The organism is Rhodopseudomonas palustris, assembly GCF_007005445.1.
In the GTDB taxonomy this organism is placed as follows: domain Bacteria; phylum Pseudomonadota; class Alphaproteobacteria; order Rhizobiales; family Xanthobacteraceae; genus Rhodopseudomonas; species Rhodopseudomonas palustris_G.
On sequence record NZ_CP041387.1, the window covers coordinates 3,006,039 to 3,021,530 of the forward strand.

General features: G+C 65.1%; 17 protein-coding genes. 3 read left to right on the top strand and 14 right to left on the bottom strand.

Going from position 1 to position 15,492, the window contains the following annotated elements; genetic code table 11:
* Positions 1-147: 147 nt before the first annotated feature.
* The 12 genes from FLL57_RS13765 to urtA all read right to left on the bottom strand — a co-directional run bounded on the left by FLL57_RS13765 (position 148) and on the right by urtA (position 11,431).
* Positions 148-870: an urease accessory protein UreF gene (locus FLL57_RS13765; protein ID WP_013501457.1), complete on the bottom strand. Its 723-nt coding sequence runs from the start codon at positions 868-870 to the stop codon at positions 148-150.
* Positions 860-1,486 (bottom strand): urease accessory protein UreE, encoded by a 627-nt coding sequence (locus FLL57_RS13770; RefSeq protein ID WP_142883168.1) that lies wholly within the window; start codon positions 1,484-1,486, stop codon positions 860-862. Before FLL57_RS13770 ends, FLL57_RS13765 begins: the two co-directional genes overlap by 11 nt.
* An 8-nt stretch (positions 1,487-1,494) precedes the next feature.
* The gene (locus FLL57_RS13775) at positions 1,495-1,794 is read right to left on the bottom strand and encodes a putative quinol monooxygenase (RefSeq protein ID WP_142883169.1); all 300 of its coding nucleotides are present in this window, start codon (positions 1,792-1,794) and stop codon (positions 1,495-1,497) included.
* A 271-nt stretch (positions 1,795-2,065) separates the two neighbouring features.
* Positions 2,066-3,778: an urease subunit alpha gene (ureC, locus tag FLL57_RS13780; RefSeq protein ID WP_142883170.1), complete on the bottom strand. Its 1,713-nt coding sequence runs from the start codon at positions 3,776-3,778 to the stop codon at positions 2,066-2,068.
* Position 3,779: 1 nt separating this feature from the next.
* Positions 3,780-4,085, bottom strand: coding sequence for an urease subunit beta (locus FLL57_RS13785; protein ID WP_142883171.1), 306 nt, complete (start codon positions 4,083-4,085; stop codon positions 3,780-3,782).
* A 159-nt stretch (positions 4,086-4,244) separates the two neighbouring features.
* Positions 4,245-4,547, bottom strand: a complete 303-nt coding sequence (locus FLL57_RS13790) for an urease subunit gamma (protein ID WP_011159202.1) — start codon at positions 4,545-4,547, stop codon at positions 4,245-4,247.
* 46 nt (positions 4,548-4,593) lie between these two features.
* Positions 4,594-5,430 (bottom strand): urease accessory protein UreD, encoded by an 837-nt coding sequence (locus FLL57_RS13795; RefSeq protein ID WP_142883172.1) that lies wholly within the window; start codon positions 5,428-5,430, stop codon positions 4,594-4,596.
* Positions 5,431-5,465: 35 nt separating this feature from the next.
* Positions 5,466-6,161, bottom strand: a complete 696-nt coding sequence (gene urtE, locus FLL57_RS13800) for an urea ABC transporter ATP-binding subunit UrtE (RefSeq protein WP_142883173.1) — start codon at positions 6,159-6,161, stop codon at positions 5,466-5,468.
* A 110-nt stretch (positions 6,162-6,271) separates the two neighbouring features.
* The gene (urtD, locus tag FLL57_RS13805; RefSeq protein WP_047310074.1) at positions 6,272-7,036 is read right to left on the bottom strand and encodes an urea ABC transporter ATP-binding protein UrtD; all 765 of its coding nucleotides are present in this window, start codon (positions 7,034-7,036) and stop codon (positions 6,272-6,274) included.
* The gene (gene urtC / locus FLL57_RS13810) at positions 7,033-8,229 is read right to left on the bottom strand and encodes an urea ABC transporter permease subunit UrtC (protein ID WP_013501448.1); all 1,197 of its coding nucleotides are present in this window, start codon (positions 8,227-8,229) and stop codon (positions 7,033-7,035) included. The genes urtD and urtC overlap by 4 nt, the downstream gene beginning before the upstream one ends.
* Positions 8,230-8,386: 157 nt before the next feature.
* Entirely contained in the window at positions 8,387-10,000 is a 1,614-nt protein-coding gene (gene urtB, locus FLL57_RS13815; protein WP_047310076.1) for an urea ABC transporter permease subunit UrtB, read from the bottom strand.
* Positions 10,001-10,108: 108 nt separating this feature from the next.
* Positions 10,109-11,431: an urea ABC transporter substrate-binding protein gene (urtA, locus tag FLL57_RS13820; RefSeq protein WP_047310077.1), complete on the bottom strand. Its 1,323-nt coding sequence runs from the start codon at positions 11,429-11,431 to the stop codon at positions 10,109-10,111.
* A 493-nt stretch (positions 11,432-11,924) separates the two neighbouring features.
* Here urtA and FLL57_RS13825 point away from each other — a divergent pair, with 493 nt between their 5' ends.
* From FLL57_RS13825 to FLL57_RS13835, 3 genes are all read left to right on the top strand, one after another.
* On the top strand, positions 11,925-13,346 hold the full coding sequence (locus tag FLL57_RS13825) for a DEAD/DEAH box helicase (protein WP_185966145.1): 1,422 nt from the start codon (positions 11,925-11,927) through the stop codon (positions 13,344-13,346).
* A 24-nt stretch (positions 13,347-13,370) separates the two neighbouring features.
* Positions 13,371-13,649 (top strand): translation initiation factor IF-1, encoded by a 279-nt coding sequence (gene infA, locus FLL57_RS13830; protein ID WP_011159210.1) that lies wholly within the window; start codon positions 13,371-13,373, stop codon positions 13,647-13,649.
* A 281-nt stretch (positions 13,650-13,930) separates the two neighbouring features.
* Positions 13,931-14,143, top strand: a complete 213-nt coding sequence (locus FLL57_RS13835) for a cold-shock protein (RefSeq protein WP_011440687.1) — start codon at positions 13,931-13,933, stop codon at positions 14,141-14,143.
* A gap of 140 nt (positions 14,144-14,283) precedes the next feature.
* Here the strand turns inward: FLL57_RS13835 and FLL57_RS13840 are convergent, their stop codons facing one another.
* Both FLL57_RS13840 and FLL57_RS13845 read right to left on the bottom strand, forming a co-directional pair.
* Entirely contained in the window at positions 14,284-14,901 is a 618-nt protein-coding gene (locus FLL57_RS13840) for a TadE/TadG family type IV pilus assembly protein (RefSeq protein ID WP_142883174.1), read from the bottom strand.
* Positions 14,902-14,913: 12 nt separating this feature from the next.
* Positions 14,914-15,435, bottom strand: coding sequence for a TadE/TadG family type IV pilus assembly protein (locus FLL57_RS13845; RefSeq protein WP_142883175.1), 522 nt, complete (start codon positions 15,433-15,435; stop codon positions 14,914-14,916).
* Positions 15,436-15,492 lie beyond the last annotated feature (57 nt).

The following is a 15,492-nucleotide window of genomic DNA, read 5'->3' on the forward strand; positions in this document are numbered from 1 at the left end:
ATCACTCGCCGTCCTGCGGCGAGTTCTCATTCCCCCACCGTGGTCATTCCGGGGCGCGCGCAGCGCGAACCCGGAATCTGACACGCATGCAAGTTCGAGATTCCGGGTTCGCTTGCTGTGCAAGCGCCCCGGAATGACGGCGTAATCCTACGACCGAAACAGCCGGGTGTACTGTGTCTCGTGGCGGAGGCTGGCGAGGTCGGCGCGGAAGGTGGCGCTGCCGAGGTCGTCGAGTGAGGCTGCGAGCGCGCGGCTGCCGGTGGCGATCACCGCGGGCTCCAATGCTGCGAGCACGCGCTGGCTGTCGGTCTGGCCGAGCGGGATCAGCCGCGCGCCGGCCGAGATCCAGTTTGACGTCACCGCATGCAGGAAGCCGTGCAGCGTCGCCGGCAGTGGCACGCCATGCGAGGCGCTGACGAGACCGACAGCGACCGGATAGGCGATCGCCTCGCCGCATGCCGCCACCGCACGGCCGAGGCCATCGCTGTCCCAGGCCTTGCGGGCGATCTCGATGAAGGCGCGGCCCTGCGACAGCGTTTCGAGCTGGCGCTCCACCGAGGTGACGAACGCCGCGGCGAGTTCGGCGACGGCGGACAGGCCCGCGTCGTCGCCGCGCTCGGTCGCACGATAGGCGTGGCTGAGCAGCACCGCGTCACAGAACCCGGCGCCATGCTGCAGCATCGCGTCGAGCCAATCGCGCAGCGTCGCAGCGTCGGTGATGTCGCCCGCCTCCACCGCCCATTCGATGCCGCTGGAATACGAGAACGCGCCGACCGGAAACGCCGGCGATAGCCAGGTCATCAGCCGGAACAGCGCGGCGCTCTGCTCCGCCGGCAGCGGCTGCGCCGACGCCTCCGGCTCAGTGCTCATGCTTGTGCGAGTGGCCGCAGTGCTCGTCATGGACATGATGGTCGTGGCCATGATGATCATGCCCGCAGCAGCCGCCATCAGCGTGATCGTGGTCGTGATGCGCGTGACCATGATGGTGATCGTGGTGAGCATGATCATGCTGACCATTATCGTGGTGCGCGTGCGCCGCCTCGCCGCTGTCGTGCGCCGGTGCGTACGCGCCGCCTTCCGGATCGAACGGCGCTTCGATCTCCACCACCTTGCCGCCGAGGCCGCGGACCATGTCGGCGATGACGTGGTCGCGGCGGATGCGCAGCGCTTTGGCCATCAGCTGCGTCGGCAGATGGCGGTTGCCGAGATGCCAGGCGAGCCGCACCAGATGCAAGGGATCCCGCCCGCGGATCTCGAGCAGCGGCTCCGGAGCCGCGACCACTTCCACCAGCCGCCCGTCTTCCAGCACCAGCGCGTCGCCGCCGCGCAGCGCCACCGCCTGCTCCAGATCGAGCAGGAACGACAGTCCCCGCGTCCCGGTCATCGCCATGCGGCGGCGATGCCGTTCGTCGAAATCGAGCACGACGGTGTCGGCCGGGGTATCGGTCCAGCGATGCTGGCCGCGGACGGCGGTGGCGCGGATCATGGTGTCTCCTATCTGGTCACGACGTTCGCCGGCGTGATGATCTCGATCTTGGGCGGCGCCGCGAAGCAGGTGACGGCGACGCGGCCGAACGTCTTCATGTGCTCGGCCTTGCGATGCGGCTCCAGCGCTTCCGCGTTTTCCCACTGCTCGACGAACACCATCTTGGACGGCTCGGTGACGCTCTCGTGCAGGTCGTAGGCGATGTTGCCGGGCTCCTTGCGCGTCTCGGCGATGCAGGCTTTGGCAGCGGCGATCAGTTCGGCACGCATTTCGGGCTTCACGGTCAAAGTGGCGACGACATAGATCACGGATATTCCTCCCGGCGGTTTGTGTCTGCAAGGCCGGACATGAGGCCGGCGCGCGGGACATTAGGCGGATGCCGCCGGGATGCAAAGGGGCCTCTACCGCGTCACCGCACCACCGCGCGACGGTCATTCCGGGATGCGCGCGACAGCGCGCAGACCCGGAATCCCGAAGTTTGTGCGGATCGAGATTCCGGGTTCGCCGCTTCGCGGCGCCCCGGAATGACGGGCGGAGAGGTTGCGCGCAACAGGCCCGTGTTGATGAACGAGAAGCCCCTCAGAACATGAAGTAGCGCTGCGCCAGCGGCAGCACTTCGGCCGGCGCGCAGGTCAGGAGTTCACCGTCGGCTCGGACTTCGTAGGTCTCGGGATCGACTTCGAGCTTCGGCGTCGCGTCGTTGTGGATCATGCTCTTCTTGGAGATGCCGCCGCGGACGTTGCTGATCGGATAAAGCGTCTTGGCGATTCCCAGATCACGGGCGAGATTGCCGGCGGCGGCGGCCTGCGAGGTGAATACCACCGACGACGCCGTCAGCGCTTTGCCGAAGGCGCCGAACATCGGCTGATAGTGCACCGGCTGCGGCGTCGGGATCGAGGCGTTCGGATCCCCCATCGGCCCCGCGACGATGCTGCCGCCCTTGATGATGCAGTCCGGCTTGACGCCGAAGAACGCCGGCGACCACAGCACCAGATCGGCCAGCTTGCCAGTCTCGACCGAGCCGATCAGCTTCGACACACCATGCGCGATCGCCGGGTTGATGGTGTACTTGGCGATGTAGCGTTTGACCCGGAAGTTATCATTCCGCGAAGAGTCCTGCGGCAGCGCGCCGCGCTGCTTCTTCATCTTGTCGGCGGTCTGCCAAGTGCGAATGATCACTTCACCGAGCCGACCCATCGCCTGCGAATCCGACGACATCATCGACAGCGCGCCGAGGTCGTGCAGGATGTCTTCCGCGGCAATCGTCTCCTTGCGGATGCGGCTCTCCGCGAAGGCGAGGTCTTCCGCGATCGACGGATCGAGATGGTGGCACACCATCAGCATATCGAGATGCTCGTCGATGGTGTTTTTCGTGAACGGCCGGGTCGGATTGGTCGAGGACGGCAGCACGTTGGGCAGGCCAGCGACCTTGATGATGTCCGGCGCGTGGCCGCCGCCGGCGCCTTCGGTGTGGAAGGCGTGAATGGTGCGGCCCTTGAACGCCTTCACGGTGTCTTCGACAAAGCCCGACTCGTTGAGCGTGTCGGTGTGGATCATCACCTGAATGTCGTATTCGTCCGCGACGGTGAGGCAGTTGTCGATCGCCGCCGGCGTCGTGCCCCAGTCCTCGTGCAGCTTGAGCGCACAGGCCCCGCCTTCGATCATCTCCTTCAGCGGACCGGGCAGCGCGGCATTGCCCTTGCCGGAGATCCCGAGATTGACCGGGAAGGCATCGAACGACTGAATCATCCGGCCGATATGCCACGGGCCCGGGGTGCAGGTGGTCGCGAAGGTGCCGTGCGACGGCCCGGTGCCGCCGCCGAGCATCGTGGTGACGCCGCTCATCAGCGCATGTTCGATCTGCTGCGGGCAGATGAAATGGATGTGGCTGTCGAAGCCGCCGGCGGTGAGGATCTTGCCCTCGCCGGCGATCACGTCGGTGCCCGGGCCGATGACGATATCGACATTGGGCTGGATGTCTGGATTGCCGGCCTTACCGATCGCCGCGATCATCCCGGCCTTGAGCGCGACGTCGGCCTTGACGATACCCCAATGGTCGACGATCAGCGCGTTGGTGATCACCGTATCGGCGGCGCCGTCGGCGTTGGTCACCTGCGACTGCCCCATGCCGTCGCGGATCACCTTGCCGCCGCCGAACTTCACCTCCTCGCCGTAGGTGGTGAGATCCCTCTCGACCTCGATGATCAGATCGGTGTCGGCGAGCCGGACGCGGTCGCCGGTGGTCGGGCCAAACATGTCAGCATAGACGGAACGTGAGATCTTGACCGACATCTCAGAGTTTCCCCATCACGTCGCCGCGGAAGCCGTAGATCGTGCGCCGGCCGGCGAGCGCGACGAGCTGCACGTCTCGGCTCTGGCCGGGCTCGAAGCGGACGGCAGTGCCGGCGGCGATGTCGAGCCGCATGCCGCGCGCTTTGTCGCGGTCGAATTGCAGCGCCGGGTTGGTTTCGAAGAAATGATAGTGAGAGCCGACCTGGATCGGCCGGTCGCCGGCGTTGGCCACCGTCAGCGTCACCGTGGCACGCCCGGCGTTGAGCTCGATCTCGCCGTCTTCGATGAACAGTTCACCGGGGATCATCGACCTTCTCCTACAAACTCATGGTTCAAGACGCCCGACTACGCTCTTCGAGCGCCGCCGGGCTCCTCACCATGAGGGCTTCGACTCGCACGGCCCTCATCCTGAGGAGGGCCCGCAGGGCGCGTCTCGAAGGATGAACGCGACGGAAACGCATGTTTGCTACCTGATCGGCTGGTGCACCGTGACGAGCTTGGTGCCGTCGGGAAATGTCGCCTCGACCTGGATGTCGTGAATCATTTCGGCGATGCCGTCCATGCACTGGTCGCGCGTGATCACCTGGGCGCCGGCGTGCATCAATTCGGCGACGCTGCGGCCGTCGCGCGCACCCTCGACGATGAAATCGGTGATCAGCGCCACCGCCTCGGGATGGTTGAGCTTGACGCCGCGCTCGAGCCGGCGGCGGGCGACCATCGCTGCCATCGAGACCAGCAGCTTGTCCTTTTCGCGGGGGGAGAGGTTCATGAAGGCACTCGATCGAATGAGCCTGAAATTCGGACGTGACGCGGGATCAACTCAGCCACAGCCGCGGCAGCGCGCGGCCGGCGGCGCGGCCGAGAACGGTCATCATGTCGGCGCGCAGCTTCGCGGCATTTTGGGCGCAGAACCGGGCCATTGCAAACCCATTCCACGCCGAAATCCCAAGCTCGGCGCCGAACGTATCGGCCGCCTCGCGCAGCCGTTCGACCAGCGCCGCATCGCCCGGCACGATCAGCGCAGTGCCGATCGCGACACCGGCTTTGGCCACTGCAGGGCGTGCCAAGAGGGCACCGATCTCGCCATCGAGCCGCACGGTTTCGGCGAACACCAGTTTGCCGCCGCGCCGCATCCGCCAGCGGTCGACGAAGCGGCCGTGCTGCATGGTCTCCCCCATCGCCGAGCGGCCGAAGATCACCATCTCGGACAGCAGCAGCGAAGCATCGTCCGCAAGCTCGATATCGATCCGTCGCTCGGCGCGGGCCTGATCGAACAGGATGGTCTCCTGCGGCAGCCACGCCAGATGGCCGCCGCTCGCGACCTTGAGGGTGATATCGAGCTGCGCAGCCGGACCATGGCTGCGATACACCTTCTCGGCCGCCGCCGTGGTCAGCGTCAGCCGCGCATCGGCCTGAACGTCGAGGCGGATGCTGAAGCGATCGCCACCGGCGACGCCGCCCGCGGTGTTCACCAGCACGGCCGACAGCCCCTGCTGCTCCGGCGACGGAAAGCGCACCCGGAGCGATCCGGCTTCGTGCACCGGCCCACGCCGGATGACGCCGCCGTCCGCCCGCACCTCGACGGCCACTTCGCCGACCGCCCGATTGGCGGCGAAGGTCTGCGATGCCGTGGCGGCCTTGTCCGTCTGCATAGCCCCCTCGGCAGCGGCCGCTCCGCCGCGCAACGTCACAGCGCCATCTGCCGGCTGATCTCGGCGGGGTCCAGATTTGCGCGGTCGCAGGTGTATTTCACTGCGCCGCGGTCCATTACCGCGAAACTGTCGCCGAGTTCGCAGGCGAAATCGAGATATTGTTCGACCAGCACAATGGCGATGTTGCCGAGATTGCGCAAATACGAAATCGCCCGGCCGATGTCCTTGATGATCGACGGCTGGATGCCTTCGGTCGGCTCGTCGAGCAGCAGCAGCTTGGGCCGCATCACCAAGGCGCGGCCGATCGCGAGCTGCTGCTGCTGACCGCCGGACAGATCGCCGCCGCGGCGGTTCAGCATCGAGTTGAGTACCGGAAACAGCGAGAACACGTCGTCCGGGATCGACTTGTTGGCGCGCTTCAGCGGTGCGTAGCCGGTCTTGAGATTCTCTTCGACCGTGAGCAGCGGAAAGATCTCGCGGCCCTGCGGCACCAGCGAGATGCCGCGGCGCGCCCGCTCATACGGCTTCAGATGTGAGATGTCGGTGCCGTCGAAGGTGATCGCCCCGGACGCGATCGGCTGCTGCCCGACCAACGCGCGCAGTAGGCTGGTCTTGCCGACGCCGTTGCGGCCGAGCACGCAGGTGACCTTGCCGGGCTCCGCGGCGATCGATACCCCGCGCAGCGCCTGCGCCGCGCCGTAGTAGAGATTGATGTTGTCGACGTTCAACATTGCATCGCTTTCCTTGCCGCCCGCCCTTCGAGACGGTCCTTCGGACCTCCTCAGGGCGAGGCCCTCATCCTGAGGAGCGGCCCGAAGGGCGCGTCTCGAAGGATGAGTTGTCACCGCCCCAGATACACTTCCACGACCCGTTCGTTCGCGGACACGTCGTCAATGCTTCCCTCGGCCAGCACGGAGCCTTCGTGCAGGCACGTCACCTTGACGCCGAGTTCGCGGACGAAAGTCATGTCGTGCTCGACCACCATCACGGTCTTGTCGTGGCTGTTGATCTCTCGCAAAAGCTCCGCGGTCTGCTGGGTCTCGACGTCGGTCATGCCGGCGACCGGTTCGTCGACCAGCAGCACCTTGGGGTCCTGTGCCAGCAGCATGCCGATCTCCAGCCACTGCTTCTGGCCGTGCGACAGCGAGCCGGCGAGCCGGTCGCGAGAGTCGCGCAGGCGGATGATGTCGAGCACGCGCTCGATCCGGTCGCTCTCGTCCCTGCTCCGGCGCCAGAACAGCGTGCCGCGGACGCGGTGATCGACATTGAGCGCCAGCAGCAGATTGTCCTCAATGGTCTGGCTTTCGAACACCGTCGGCTTCTGGAATTTGCGGCCGATGCCGAGCTTGGCGATCTCGGTCTCGTCGAGCCTGGTGAGATCGACGGTGCCGTCGAACACCACCTCGCCTTTGTCCGGCTTGGTCTTGCCGGTGATGATGTCCATCATCGTGGTCTTGCCGGCGCCGTTCGGGCCGATGATCGCGCGCATCTCGCCGGGCTCGAGCGTCAGCGACAGATTGTTGATGGCGTGGAAGCCGTCGAACGAGACGTGGACGCCGTCGAGATACAGCATCGCCGAGGTCGAGCGGGTTTCAAGCATGCTCATGAGGTCGCTCCGCCGGCTTTCGGTTCGATCACGCCGTCCTCGCGCGCGGCACTTTCCGCGGCTGCAGCGGCGGCGCTGTCGCGCGCAGCGCCCTTCTCCTTGCGGCCTTCCCACCAGGCGTTGAAGGTGCCGATGATGCCCTTCGGCAGCAACAGCGTTACCGCGACGAACAGCGCGCCGAGCATGAACAGCCAATACGGTGCCAGCGGCCCGGAGGTGAACACCGTCTTGGCGTAGTTGACCACGACCGCGCCGAGCGCCGCGCCGACCAGCGTGCCGCGGCCGCCGACCGCGACCCAGATCACCGCCTCGATCGAATTGGCCGGGGCGAATTCGCTCGGATTGATGATGCCGACCTGCGGCACGTACAGCGCGCCGGCGACGCCGGCCATGCAGGCCGACAGCGTGAACACGAACAGCTTGTAGGATTCGACGCGGTAGCCGAGAAAGCGCGTGCGGCTCTCGGCATCGCGGATCGCGATCAGCACCTTGCCGAGCTTCGACGTCACCACCGCCCGGCAGATCAGGAAGCCGATCGCCAGCGCCAGGCAGCTCAGCATGAACAGCGCCGCGCGGGTGCCGTCGGCCTGGACGTTGAAGCCGAGGATGTCCTTGAAATCGGTCAGGCCGTTGTTGCCGCCGAAGCCGAAATCGTTGCGGAAGAACGCCAGCAGCAGCGCGTAGGTCATCGCCTGGGTGATGATCGACAGATACACGCCGGTGACGCGCGAGCGGAACGCCAGCCAGCCGAAGCAGAACGCCAGCAGCCCCGGCACCACCAGCACCATCAGCGCCGCGAACCAGAACATGTCGAAGCCGTACCAATACCATGGCAGTTCCTTGTAGTTCAGGAACACCATGAAGTCCGGCAGCACCGGATTGGCGTAGACGCCGCGGGTGCCGATCTGGCGCATCAGATACATCCCCATCGCATAGCCGCCGAGCGCGAAGAACGCGCCGTGGCCGAGCGAAAGGATGCCGCAATAGCCCCAGATCAGATCGATGGAGAGTGCGAGCAGCGCGTAGCAAACGTATTTGCCAAACAGCGAGATCAGATAGGTCGGCACATGCAGCGCCGAGGTTTCCGGCGTCAGCAGATTGAGCAGCGGCAGCAGGATTCCGACCGCGGCGAGGATCAGCAGGAAGGCCGTCGCACTGCGATTCAGCGAACGGGTAAGGATGTGCGGGGTCATACGCGGCCTCCGCGGCAGCTCATCCTTCGAGACGCGGCCTTCGGCCGCTCCTCAGGATGAGGGCTGTGCTGAGAGCATGCAGCAAGCGAAGTCCTCATGGTGAGGAGCGCCGCATCGCGGCGCGTCTCGAGCCATGAGTTGAATGCGATCATCATCCTCATGCCTCCACCGCCCGCCCCTTGAGCGCGAACAGGCCGCGGGGGCGTTTCTGGATGAACAAGATGATCAGCACCAGGATGGCGATTTTGGCCAGCACCGCGCCGGCGAACGGCTCGAGGAACTTGTTGGCGATGCCGAGCGAGAACGCACCGACCAACGTGCCCCACAGATTGCCGACGCCGCCGAACACCACCACCATGAAGCTGTCGATGATGTAGCTCTGGCCGAGGTTGGGACTGACGTTGTCGATTTGCGACAGCGCCACGCCGGCGATGCCGGCGATGCCGGAGCCGAGCCCGAAGGTCAGCGCGTCGACCCGCGAGGTGGCGATGCCCATCGATGCCGCCATCCGGCGGTTCTGCGTCACCGCGCGCATTTCCAGGCCGAGCGCGGTGTAGCGCAGCATCGCCAGCAGCAGCACGAACACCGCCAGCGTGAAGCACAGGATCCACAGCCGGTTGTAGGTAATGGTGATCTGGCCGAGTTCGAACGCGCCGCTCATCCAGCTCGGATTGCCGACTTCGCGGTTGGTCGGGCCGAAGATGGTGCGCACCGCCTGCTGCAGGATCAGCGACAGGCCCCAGGTGGCGAGCAGGGTTTCGAGCGGCCGGCCATAGAGGAAGCGGATCACGCTGCGTTCGATCAGCACGCCGATCGCGCCGGCGACCAGAAAGGCCAGCGGCACCGCGATCAGCAGCGAATAGTCGAACAGCGCCGGATACGAGGTGCGGATGGTCTCCTGCACCACAAAGGTGGTGTAGGCCCCGAGCATCACCATCTCGCCATGCGCCATGTTGATGACGCCCATCACGCCGAAGGTGATGGCGAGCCCGATCGCGGCCAGCAGCAGCACTGAGCCGAGCGACAGCCCGTACCAGGCGTTCTGCACCATCGACCACATCGCCAGATTGCGCTCGATCGCGGCCTTGGCGGCGGCGATGCCGCTGGTGACGGCGGCGCTCTGCCCCGCCGGCACGCCGGTCAAGAGCGCCATCGCTTCCCGATCGCCGCGCGCCTTGATCACAGCGATGGCGTCGAGCTTGTCGGCATCGCTGGCGCCCTGCTTGAACAGCAGGATCGCGGCACGCGCCTCGGCGAACGCCTGCTTCGCGGCGGCGTTCTTCTCCGCTTTCAGCGCGGCCTCGACGGTCTCCAGCATGGTATCGTCGTGCGACTTGAACACCGATTGCGCCGCCTGGATGCGCTTGTCGAGGTCCGGCGACAGCAGCGTCAGTCCGGCCATCGCGCCGGAGACGGCGCGGCGCAGCTTGTTGTTGAGCCGGACCGCGGTGGCCTTGGCCGGCAGCGCACCGACCGCATCGCCGGTCGCCGCATTGGCGATCTTGCCGTCGTCGGCCTTGATGAACGCCGCTGTGCTGTCCGGATCGGCGTAGAGCTTGCCGTCCTGCAGCGCGGTGATGATCACCGCGGCGCGCGGATTGCCACTGGCGACCAGCTTGCCGATCGCGTCCTCGGTGTCTGAGAAGGAATCCCGGGCGAATTGCGCGATGGCGTCCTCATAGGGACCGGCCAGCGCCGGCAAGCTCCCCAAAGTGGCGAACGCGATCGCGACCGCGGCAAACAGAATGCGCGACAGATGGGTGACAGGCACTGAAATATCCCGGCAAGGATGAAGGTGCGTCGAGGGAGCGAAAGGGCGGCGCGCGACCGGCGTTGCCGCCCTCTCCTGTTGGATGTCAGCGGACGATCGGGCGCACCGTCAGGTGCCCTGGCCGCCGCACTTCTTGGTCACGGTGTTGTAGTTGCCGCACTTCAGCGTCACCCAGTCGCCGATCAGGTCCTTCGAGCCGTCCAACTCTTTCGACCAGGCGTCGCCCGGCACCAGGCCCGGGGTCTTCCAGACCACGTCGAACTGGCCGTCGGCCTTGATCTCGCCGATGAACACCGGCTTGGTGATGTGGTGGTTCGGCAGCATTTCAGAGATGCCGCCGGTCAAATTCGGCGCTTTGGTGCCGGGCAGCGCGTCGATCACCTTGTCCGGATCGACCGAGCCGGCCTTCTCGACCGCCTTCACCCACATGTCGAAGCCGATGACGTGAGCTTCCATCGGGTCGTTGGTGACGCGCTTCGGGTTCTTGGTGTAGGCCTGCCACGCCTTGATGAACTTCTCGTTCTCCGGCGTCTTGATCGACTGGAAGTAGTTCCAGGCGGCGAGATGGCCAACCAGCGGCTTGGTGTCGATGCCGGCGAGCTCTTCTTCGCCGACCGAGAACGCCACCACCGGGATGTCGGTGGCCTTGATGCCCTGGTTGCCGAGCTCCTTGTAGAACGGTACGTTGGCGTCGCCGTTGATGGTCGAGACGACGGCGGTCTTCTTGCCGGCCGAGCCGAACTTCTTGATGTCGGCGACGATGGTCTGCCAGTCGGAGTGACCGAACGGGGTGTAGTTGATCATGATGTCTTCGGACTTGACGCCCTTCGACTTCAGATAGGCCTCGAGGATCTTGTTGGTGGTGCGCGGATAGACGTAGTCGGTGCCGGCCAGCACCCAGCGCTCGACCTTTTCCTCCTTGGCGAGGTAGTCGACCGCCGGGATCGCCTGCTGGTTCGGCGCGGCGCCGGTGTAGAATACGTTGCGCTCGCTCTCCTCGCCTTCGTACTGCACCGGATAGAACAGGATCGAGTTCAGCTCCTTGAACACCGGCAGCACCGACTTGCGCGACACCGAGGTCCAGCAGCCGAACACTACCGAAACCTTGTCCTTGGTGATCAGCTCGCGAGCCTTCTCGGCGAACAGCGGCCAGTTCGACGCCGGATCGACCACCACCGCTTCGAGCTTCTTGCCGAGCACGCCACCCTTCTTGTTCTGCTCGTCGATCAGAAACAGCACGGTGTCCTTCAGCGTGGTCTCGCTGATCGCCATGGTGCCGGACAGCGAATGCAGGACGCCGACCTTGATGGTGTCGTCCGCCGCTTTCGCCGGCCCGAACGCCGACAGACCGAGAGCCAGGCCGGCCGCCGCAGCCAGCCATTTGCGGCGGCTGATCGGCGTCGCGCCTAGTCGCTTTGATGCAATACCCATGAGGTGTGATCTCCCTGACGCAGACATGATGCGCGGCCCCAACGGCCGTCTGCGACAAAGTGTTCGCAAGAACTATGCCATGCCCGGCCGTGCCCCTAAGGCTCTGTTCGGGTGCTTCAATTCGGCCTGGACGGAATCCGAGCAAACAGATCGGCTAAAGAATGGGCAGATTTCGTGATCGTCGGGCGGGCAGACGGCTCAATAAATATACAACACGGCCCTGCCTGATTAATTATTGCCCTGCCGCTGTGCCCCAATCCTGGCCGACCCCGCAATTCGACCTTGAAAGCAGTGCAGCGATGTTCCATATGACTGTGTGACCTAGAGAATCCTCAGGTCGTTGCGAGCCGCGTGTTCTGATCCCGCTTTCCGGTAGCGAAGTGCGGTTTCTGGCTTGCCCCTTCAGCTAACCCAGATCGACGCCCCAAACACGCGGGTGTCCCGGACACACTCGCGCGCTCCTGGCGAAGATCGTCGGGCGCCTGCTTTCATCATGGAAAGAACCCACCTTTTGACCTCCTTTCAGGATTTTGGTCTCGCCGATCCGATCTCTCGCGCTCTCAAAGAAGAAAACTACCTGACCCCGACGCCGATCCAGGCGCAGACGATTCCGCTCGCGCTCGCCGGCCGTGACGTCGTCGGCATCGCCCAGACCGGCACCGGCAAAACCGCGTCGTTCGCGCTGCCGATCCTGCACCGGCTGCTGCAGAATCGAATCAAGCCGACCTCCAAGACCTGCCGGGTGCTGGTGCTGAGCCCGACCCGGGAACTCTCCGGCCAGATCCTCGACAGCTTCAATGCCTATGGCCGCCACATCCATCTCACCGCCACGCTGGCGATCGGCGGCGTGCCGATGGGCCGGCAGGTGCGCAGCCTGATGGGCGGCGTCGACGTGCTGGTCGCGACCCCGGGCCGGCTGCTCGACCTGGTCCAGGGCAATGCGCTGAAGCTGACCCAGGTCGAGTTCCTGGTGCTGGACGAAGCCGACCGCATGCTCGACATGGGCTTCATCAACGACATCCGGAAGATCGTCGCCAAACTGCCGATCAAGCGGCAGACGCTGTTCTTCTCGGCCACCATGCCGAAGGATATCGCCGACCTGGCCGAGCAGATGCTGCGGGATCCCGCCCGGGTTGCGGTGACGCCGGTGTCCTCGACGGTGGAGCGGATCAACCAGCGGGTGATCCAGCTCGACCATTCGGCCAAGCCGGCGGTGCTCGCCCAACTGCTCAAGGACGAGAAGGTCAATCAGGCGCTGGTGTTCACCCGGACCAAGCACGGCGCCGACAAGGTGGTGAAGGGGCTGGCCCGCGCCGGCATTACCGCCGACGCTATCCACGGTAACAAGTCGCAGAATTACCGCGAGCGGGTGCTGGCGGCGTTCCGCACCGGCGAACTGCGGACCCTGGTGGCGACCGATATCGCCGCCCGCGGTATCGACGTCGACGGCGTGTCGCATGTGTTCAATTTCGACCTGCCGAACATTCCGGAGACCTACGTCCACCGCATCGGCCGCACCGCGCGCGCCGGAGCGGACGGCACTGCGATCTCGCTTTGCGCCGGCGAGGAGATGGCGTATCTGCGCGACATCGAAAAGCTGATCAAGGTGTCGCTGCCCAAGGAAGATCGCCGTACCCCGGGCGCCCACGCCGCCCCCACCCCGCCGCCGCATCGCGGCCCCCGTCAATCGCCCCACGGCCATCCGCCGCGCAATGGTGATGCACCGACGCGGGGAAAGAATCGTCGGCGCCGCGGTCCTGCAGCTGGCCCTGCCCGCCAGCCGGAAGCCAGCCGCCACGAGACGGCGGCGCGCCCGCAGCACAGTCGGAATGGCGAGGGACTGCAGGGCGTGGCGTTCTTGCAGCGCAAGAACCGCCCGGCCCAGCCGGCCGCGCACCAACGACCGCATCGCTAACGAAAAGCCGATCTGGAGATACCGATGGCCAAAGAAGAGCTGATCCAGTTCGAAGGACTGGTGACCGAAATTCTCCCCGATGCGCGCTATCGCGTGCAGCTCGATACCGGGCATGAAATCGTCGCCTACACCGCCGGCAAGATGAAGAAGAACCGCATCAAGACCCTGGCGGGCGACCGGGTGACGGTCGAGATGTCGCCTTACGATCTTGAAAAAGGCCGGCTGATCTTCCGGCACAAGGACGAGCGGCCGGGCGGCCCGCCGCGCAGCGGCCCGCCGCGCGGCCAGTTCCGCCGCCGCTAAGGGCAGACTGCCTAACGACAAGGCGCTTTGCCGTCACCGGCAAAGCGCAGACAGCTCCCCACTTGCGGAACCCGCGCGATCAAAAAATCGCGCATGCCAGGATTGTCTTGAGGGCAGGCTTCGCATAATATCTGTTAATCGATTTTCGGCCGGACGACATTAGCTATCCACCGGTACAGCCGGTTCAGACGCTGACGACCCTTCCAAAAATTCGATCTCACCAGCCCACCTGAGACCAAGTGGGTATCGACCGTGTCTATATTGAGAAGGGACTACCACCCGTGAGCATGGGAACCGTGAAGTGGTTCAACGCCACCAAGGGCTACGGCTTCATCCAGCCGGATGACGGCGGCAACGACGTGTTCGTGCACATCAGCGCAGTCGAGCGTGCCGGTCTCGGCACCCTGCGCGAGGGCCAGAAGATCAGCTACGAAATCGTTGCCGATCGCCGCTCTGGCAAGTCGTCGGCCGACAATCTGCGCGCTGCAAGCTGAGCAGATTTCGGTTCTGAACCAAACGGGGCCGCGCCATCAGCGTGGCCCCGTTTCTTTTTGCCTCCCGGAATCTGTGCCCGAATAGCCGCCGCTCGACTTGCCGCCGGACGATCCTCGCGCGATCGACAGGGCGCGGATCCTCAGGGGCAGGCGACCGCCTGAGGGTAGTTGACGCATCTGCTTTGCCGCGGCCGTGTGTAGGCCGTGTCGCTCAGGCTCACGCCCGCCTTCGGCACCAGATAGCCGATCGCCGGCTGATACAAATAGCTGAACTCGCTGAAGATCAGGAACGTATCGGCGACCTTGAGACCGTCCGGAATACCGATGGTGTCGCCCTGACCGTGGGGAGACGCGGTGAGCGCGGCGGAGGCCGTGGTGCCGCTCTGCGTCACCGTTCCCGACTTGCTCCAGAGCACTTTCGCGACGTTGTTCTTGTCGATGTAGATTTCCGTGATCGTCGCCTTTGCGCCAGCGGTCGGATACGGCGCCAGCACGCTGTAGCTCGCTGCGAACACGCTCTTCATGTCGTTGTCAGTGACGCTGGTGGCTTGGGACACCAGGTCCGACAGGGTTCGCGCCACCAGCGTCACCTTGCGGTCGGCCGCAATCCCCGAGGTCACTTCCACGGTGGCCAGCAACATCAACAACATCAACGGCACGATGATCGCGAACTCGGTCGCCGCCACGCCGCGGCGGTCGGTTCGCAGCCTCCTCAGCAGCAAGCGCGCACGGCGCAGACGATCAGTGGGGGCGCGCATCACGGGTCTCGCTCAGGGCTCGTTGCGGAACGCGGCGGTCGCCGTCAACAGGCGCTTGCCGCCGGCCAGGTTCGATGGATCGAAACCGAGCCTGGTGACGAACAGCGGCCACTGATAAAATACCCGCACCACGATGATGTCACCCGGTCCGCCGATGTCGTACTTCATATTGTCGATGAAGTTCTTGTCGTTGTCGATCGGGGTGACGAGGCTGACATTGCTGAAGTCGCTGCCGTAGTTCTGCACGTCGACTCGGACGACCCCGCAATCGAGCAGCGCCTTGACGCGATTGCAGACCTCGGTCTTGAAGCCCTCCTGGTTCATCGCCGATTCCTGCGCCTGCCTGGTCAGGATCAGACGAGACGAATCCTGCACCGCGGTTTCAAGCACCTGCCCTGCGAAGAAGATCATCGAGATTTCGATGATCGCGAACAGCAAGGCGAAGAAGATCGGAGCAACCATCGCGAACTCGACCGCGGTGGCGCCGCGCCGGTCGCGGCGGAATCTGCGTGCCTGTGAAACGATGGACGGCATCGACCCGCATCCCTCTTCCGTCAGTCGACTTGTTCGCCGCCGAAACTAATCGCAACA

Coding starts and splice junctions, on each gene's coding strand:
- FLL57_RS13795 (WP_142883172.1), bottom strand. CDS start 5,430: ATGCAGACGGACAAGGCCGCCACGGCATCGCAGACCTTCGCCGCCAAT.
- FLL57_RS13765 (WP_013501457.1), bottom strand. CDS start 870: ATGAGCACTGAGCCGGAGGCGTCGGCGCAGCCGCTGCCGGCGGAGCAG.
- infA (WP_011159210.1), top strand. CDS start 13,371: ATGGCCAAAGAAGAGCTGATCCAGTTCGAAGGACTGGTGACCGAAATT.
- urtE (WP_142883173.1), bottom strand. CDS start 6,161: ATGTTGAACGTCGACAACATCAATCTCTACTACGGCGCGGCGCAGGCG.
- urtC (WP_013501448.1), bottom strand. CDS start 8,229: ATGACCCCGCACATCCTTACCCGTTCGCTGAATCGCAGTGCGACGGCC.
- FLL57_RS13790 (WP_011159202.1), bottom strand. CDS start 4,547: ATGAACCTCTCCCCCCGCGAAAAGGACAAGCTGCTGGTCTCGATGGCA.
- urtD (WP_047310074.1), bottom strand. CDS start 7,036: ATGAGCATGCTTGAAACCCGCTCGACCTCGGCGATGCTGTATCTCGAC.
- FLL57_RS13770 (WP_142883168.1), bottom strand. CDS start 1,486: ATGATCCGCGCCACCGCCGTCCGCGGCCAGCATCGCTGGACCGATACC.
- FLL57_RS13845 (WP_142883175.1), bottom strand. CDS start 15,435: ATGCCGTCCATCGTTTCACAGGCACGCAGATTCCGCCGCGACCGGCGC.
- urtA (WP_047310077.1), bottom strand. CDS start 11,431: ATGGGTATTGCATCAAAGCGACTAGGCGCGACGCCGATCAGCCGCCGC.
- ureC (WP_142883170.1), bottom strand. CDS start 3,778: ATGTCGGTCAAGATCTCACGTTCCGTCTATGCTGACATGTTTGGCCCG.
- FLL57_RS13840 (WP_142883174.1), bottom strand. CDS start 14,901: ATGCGCGCCCCCACTGATCGTCTGCGCCGTGCGCGCTTGCTGCTGAGG.
- FLL57_RS13785 (WP_142883171.1), bottom strand. CDS start 4,085: ATGATCCCCGGTGAACTGTTCATCGAAGACGGCGAGATCGAGCTCAAC.
- FLL57_RS13825 (WP_185966145.1), top strand. CDS start 11,925: ATGGAAAGAACCCACCTTTTGACCTCCTTTCAGGATTTTGGTCTCGCC.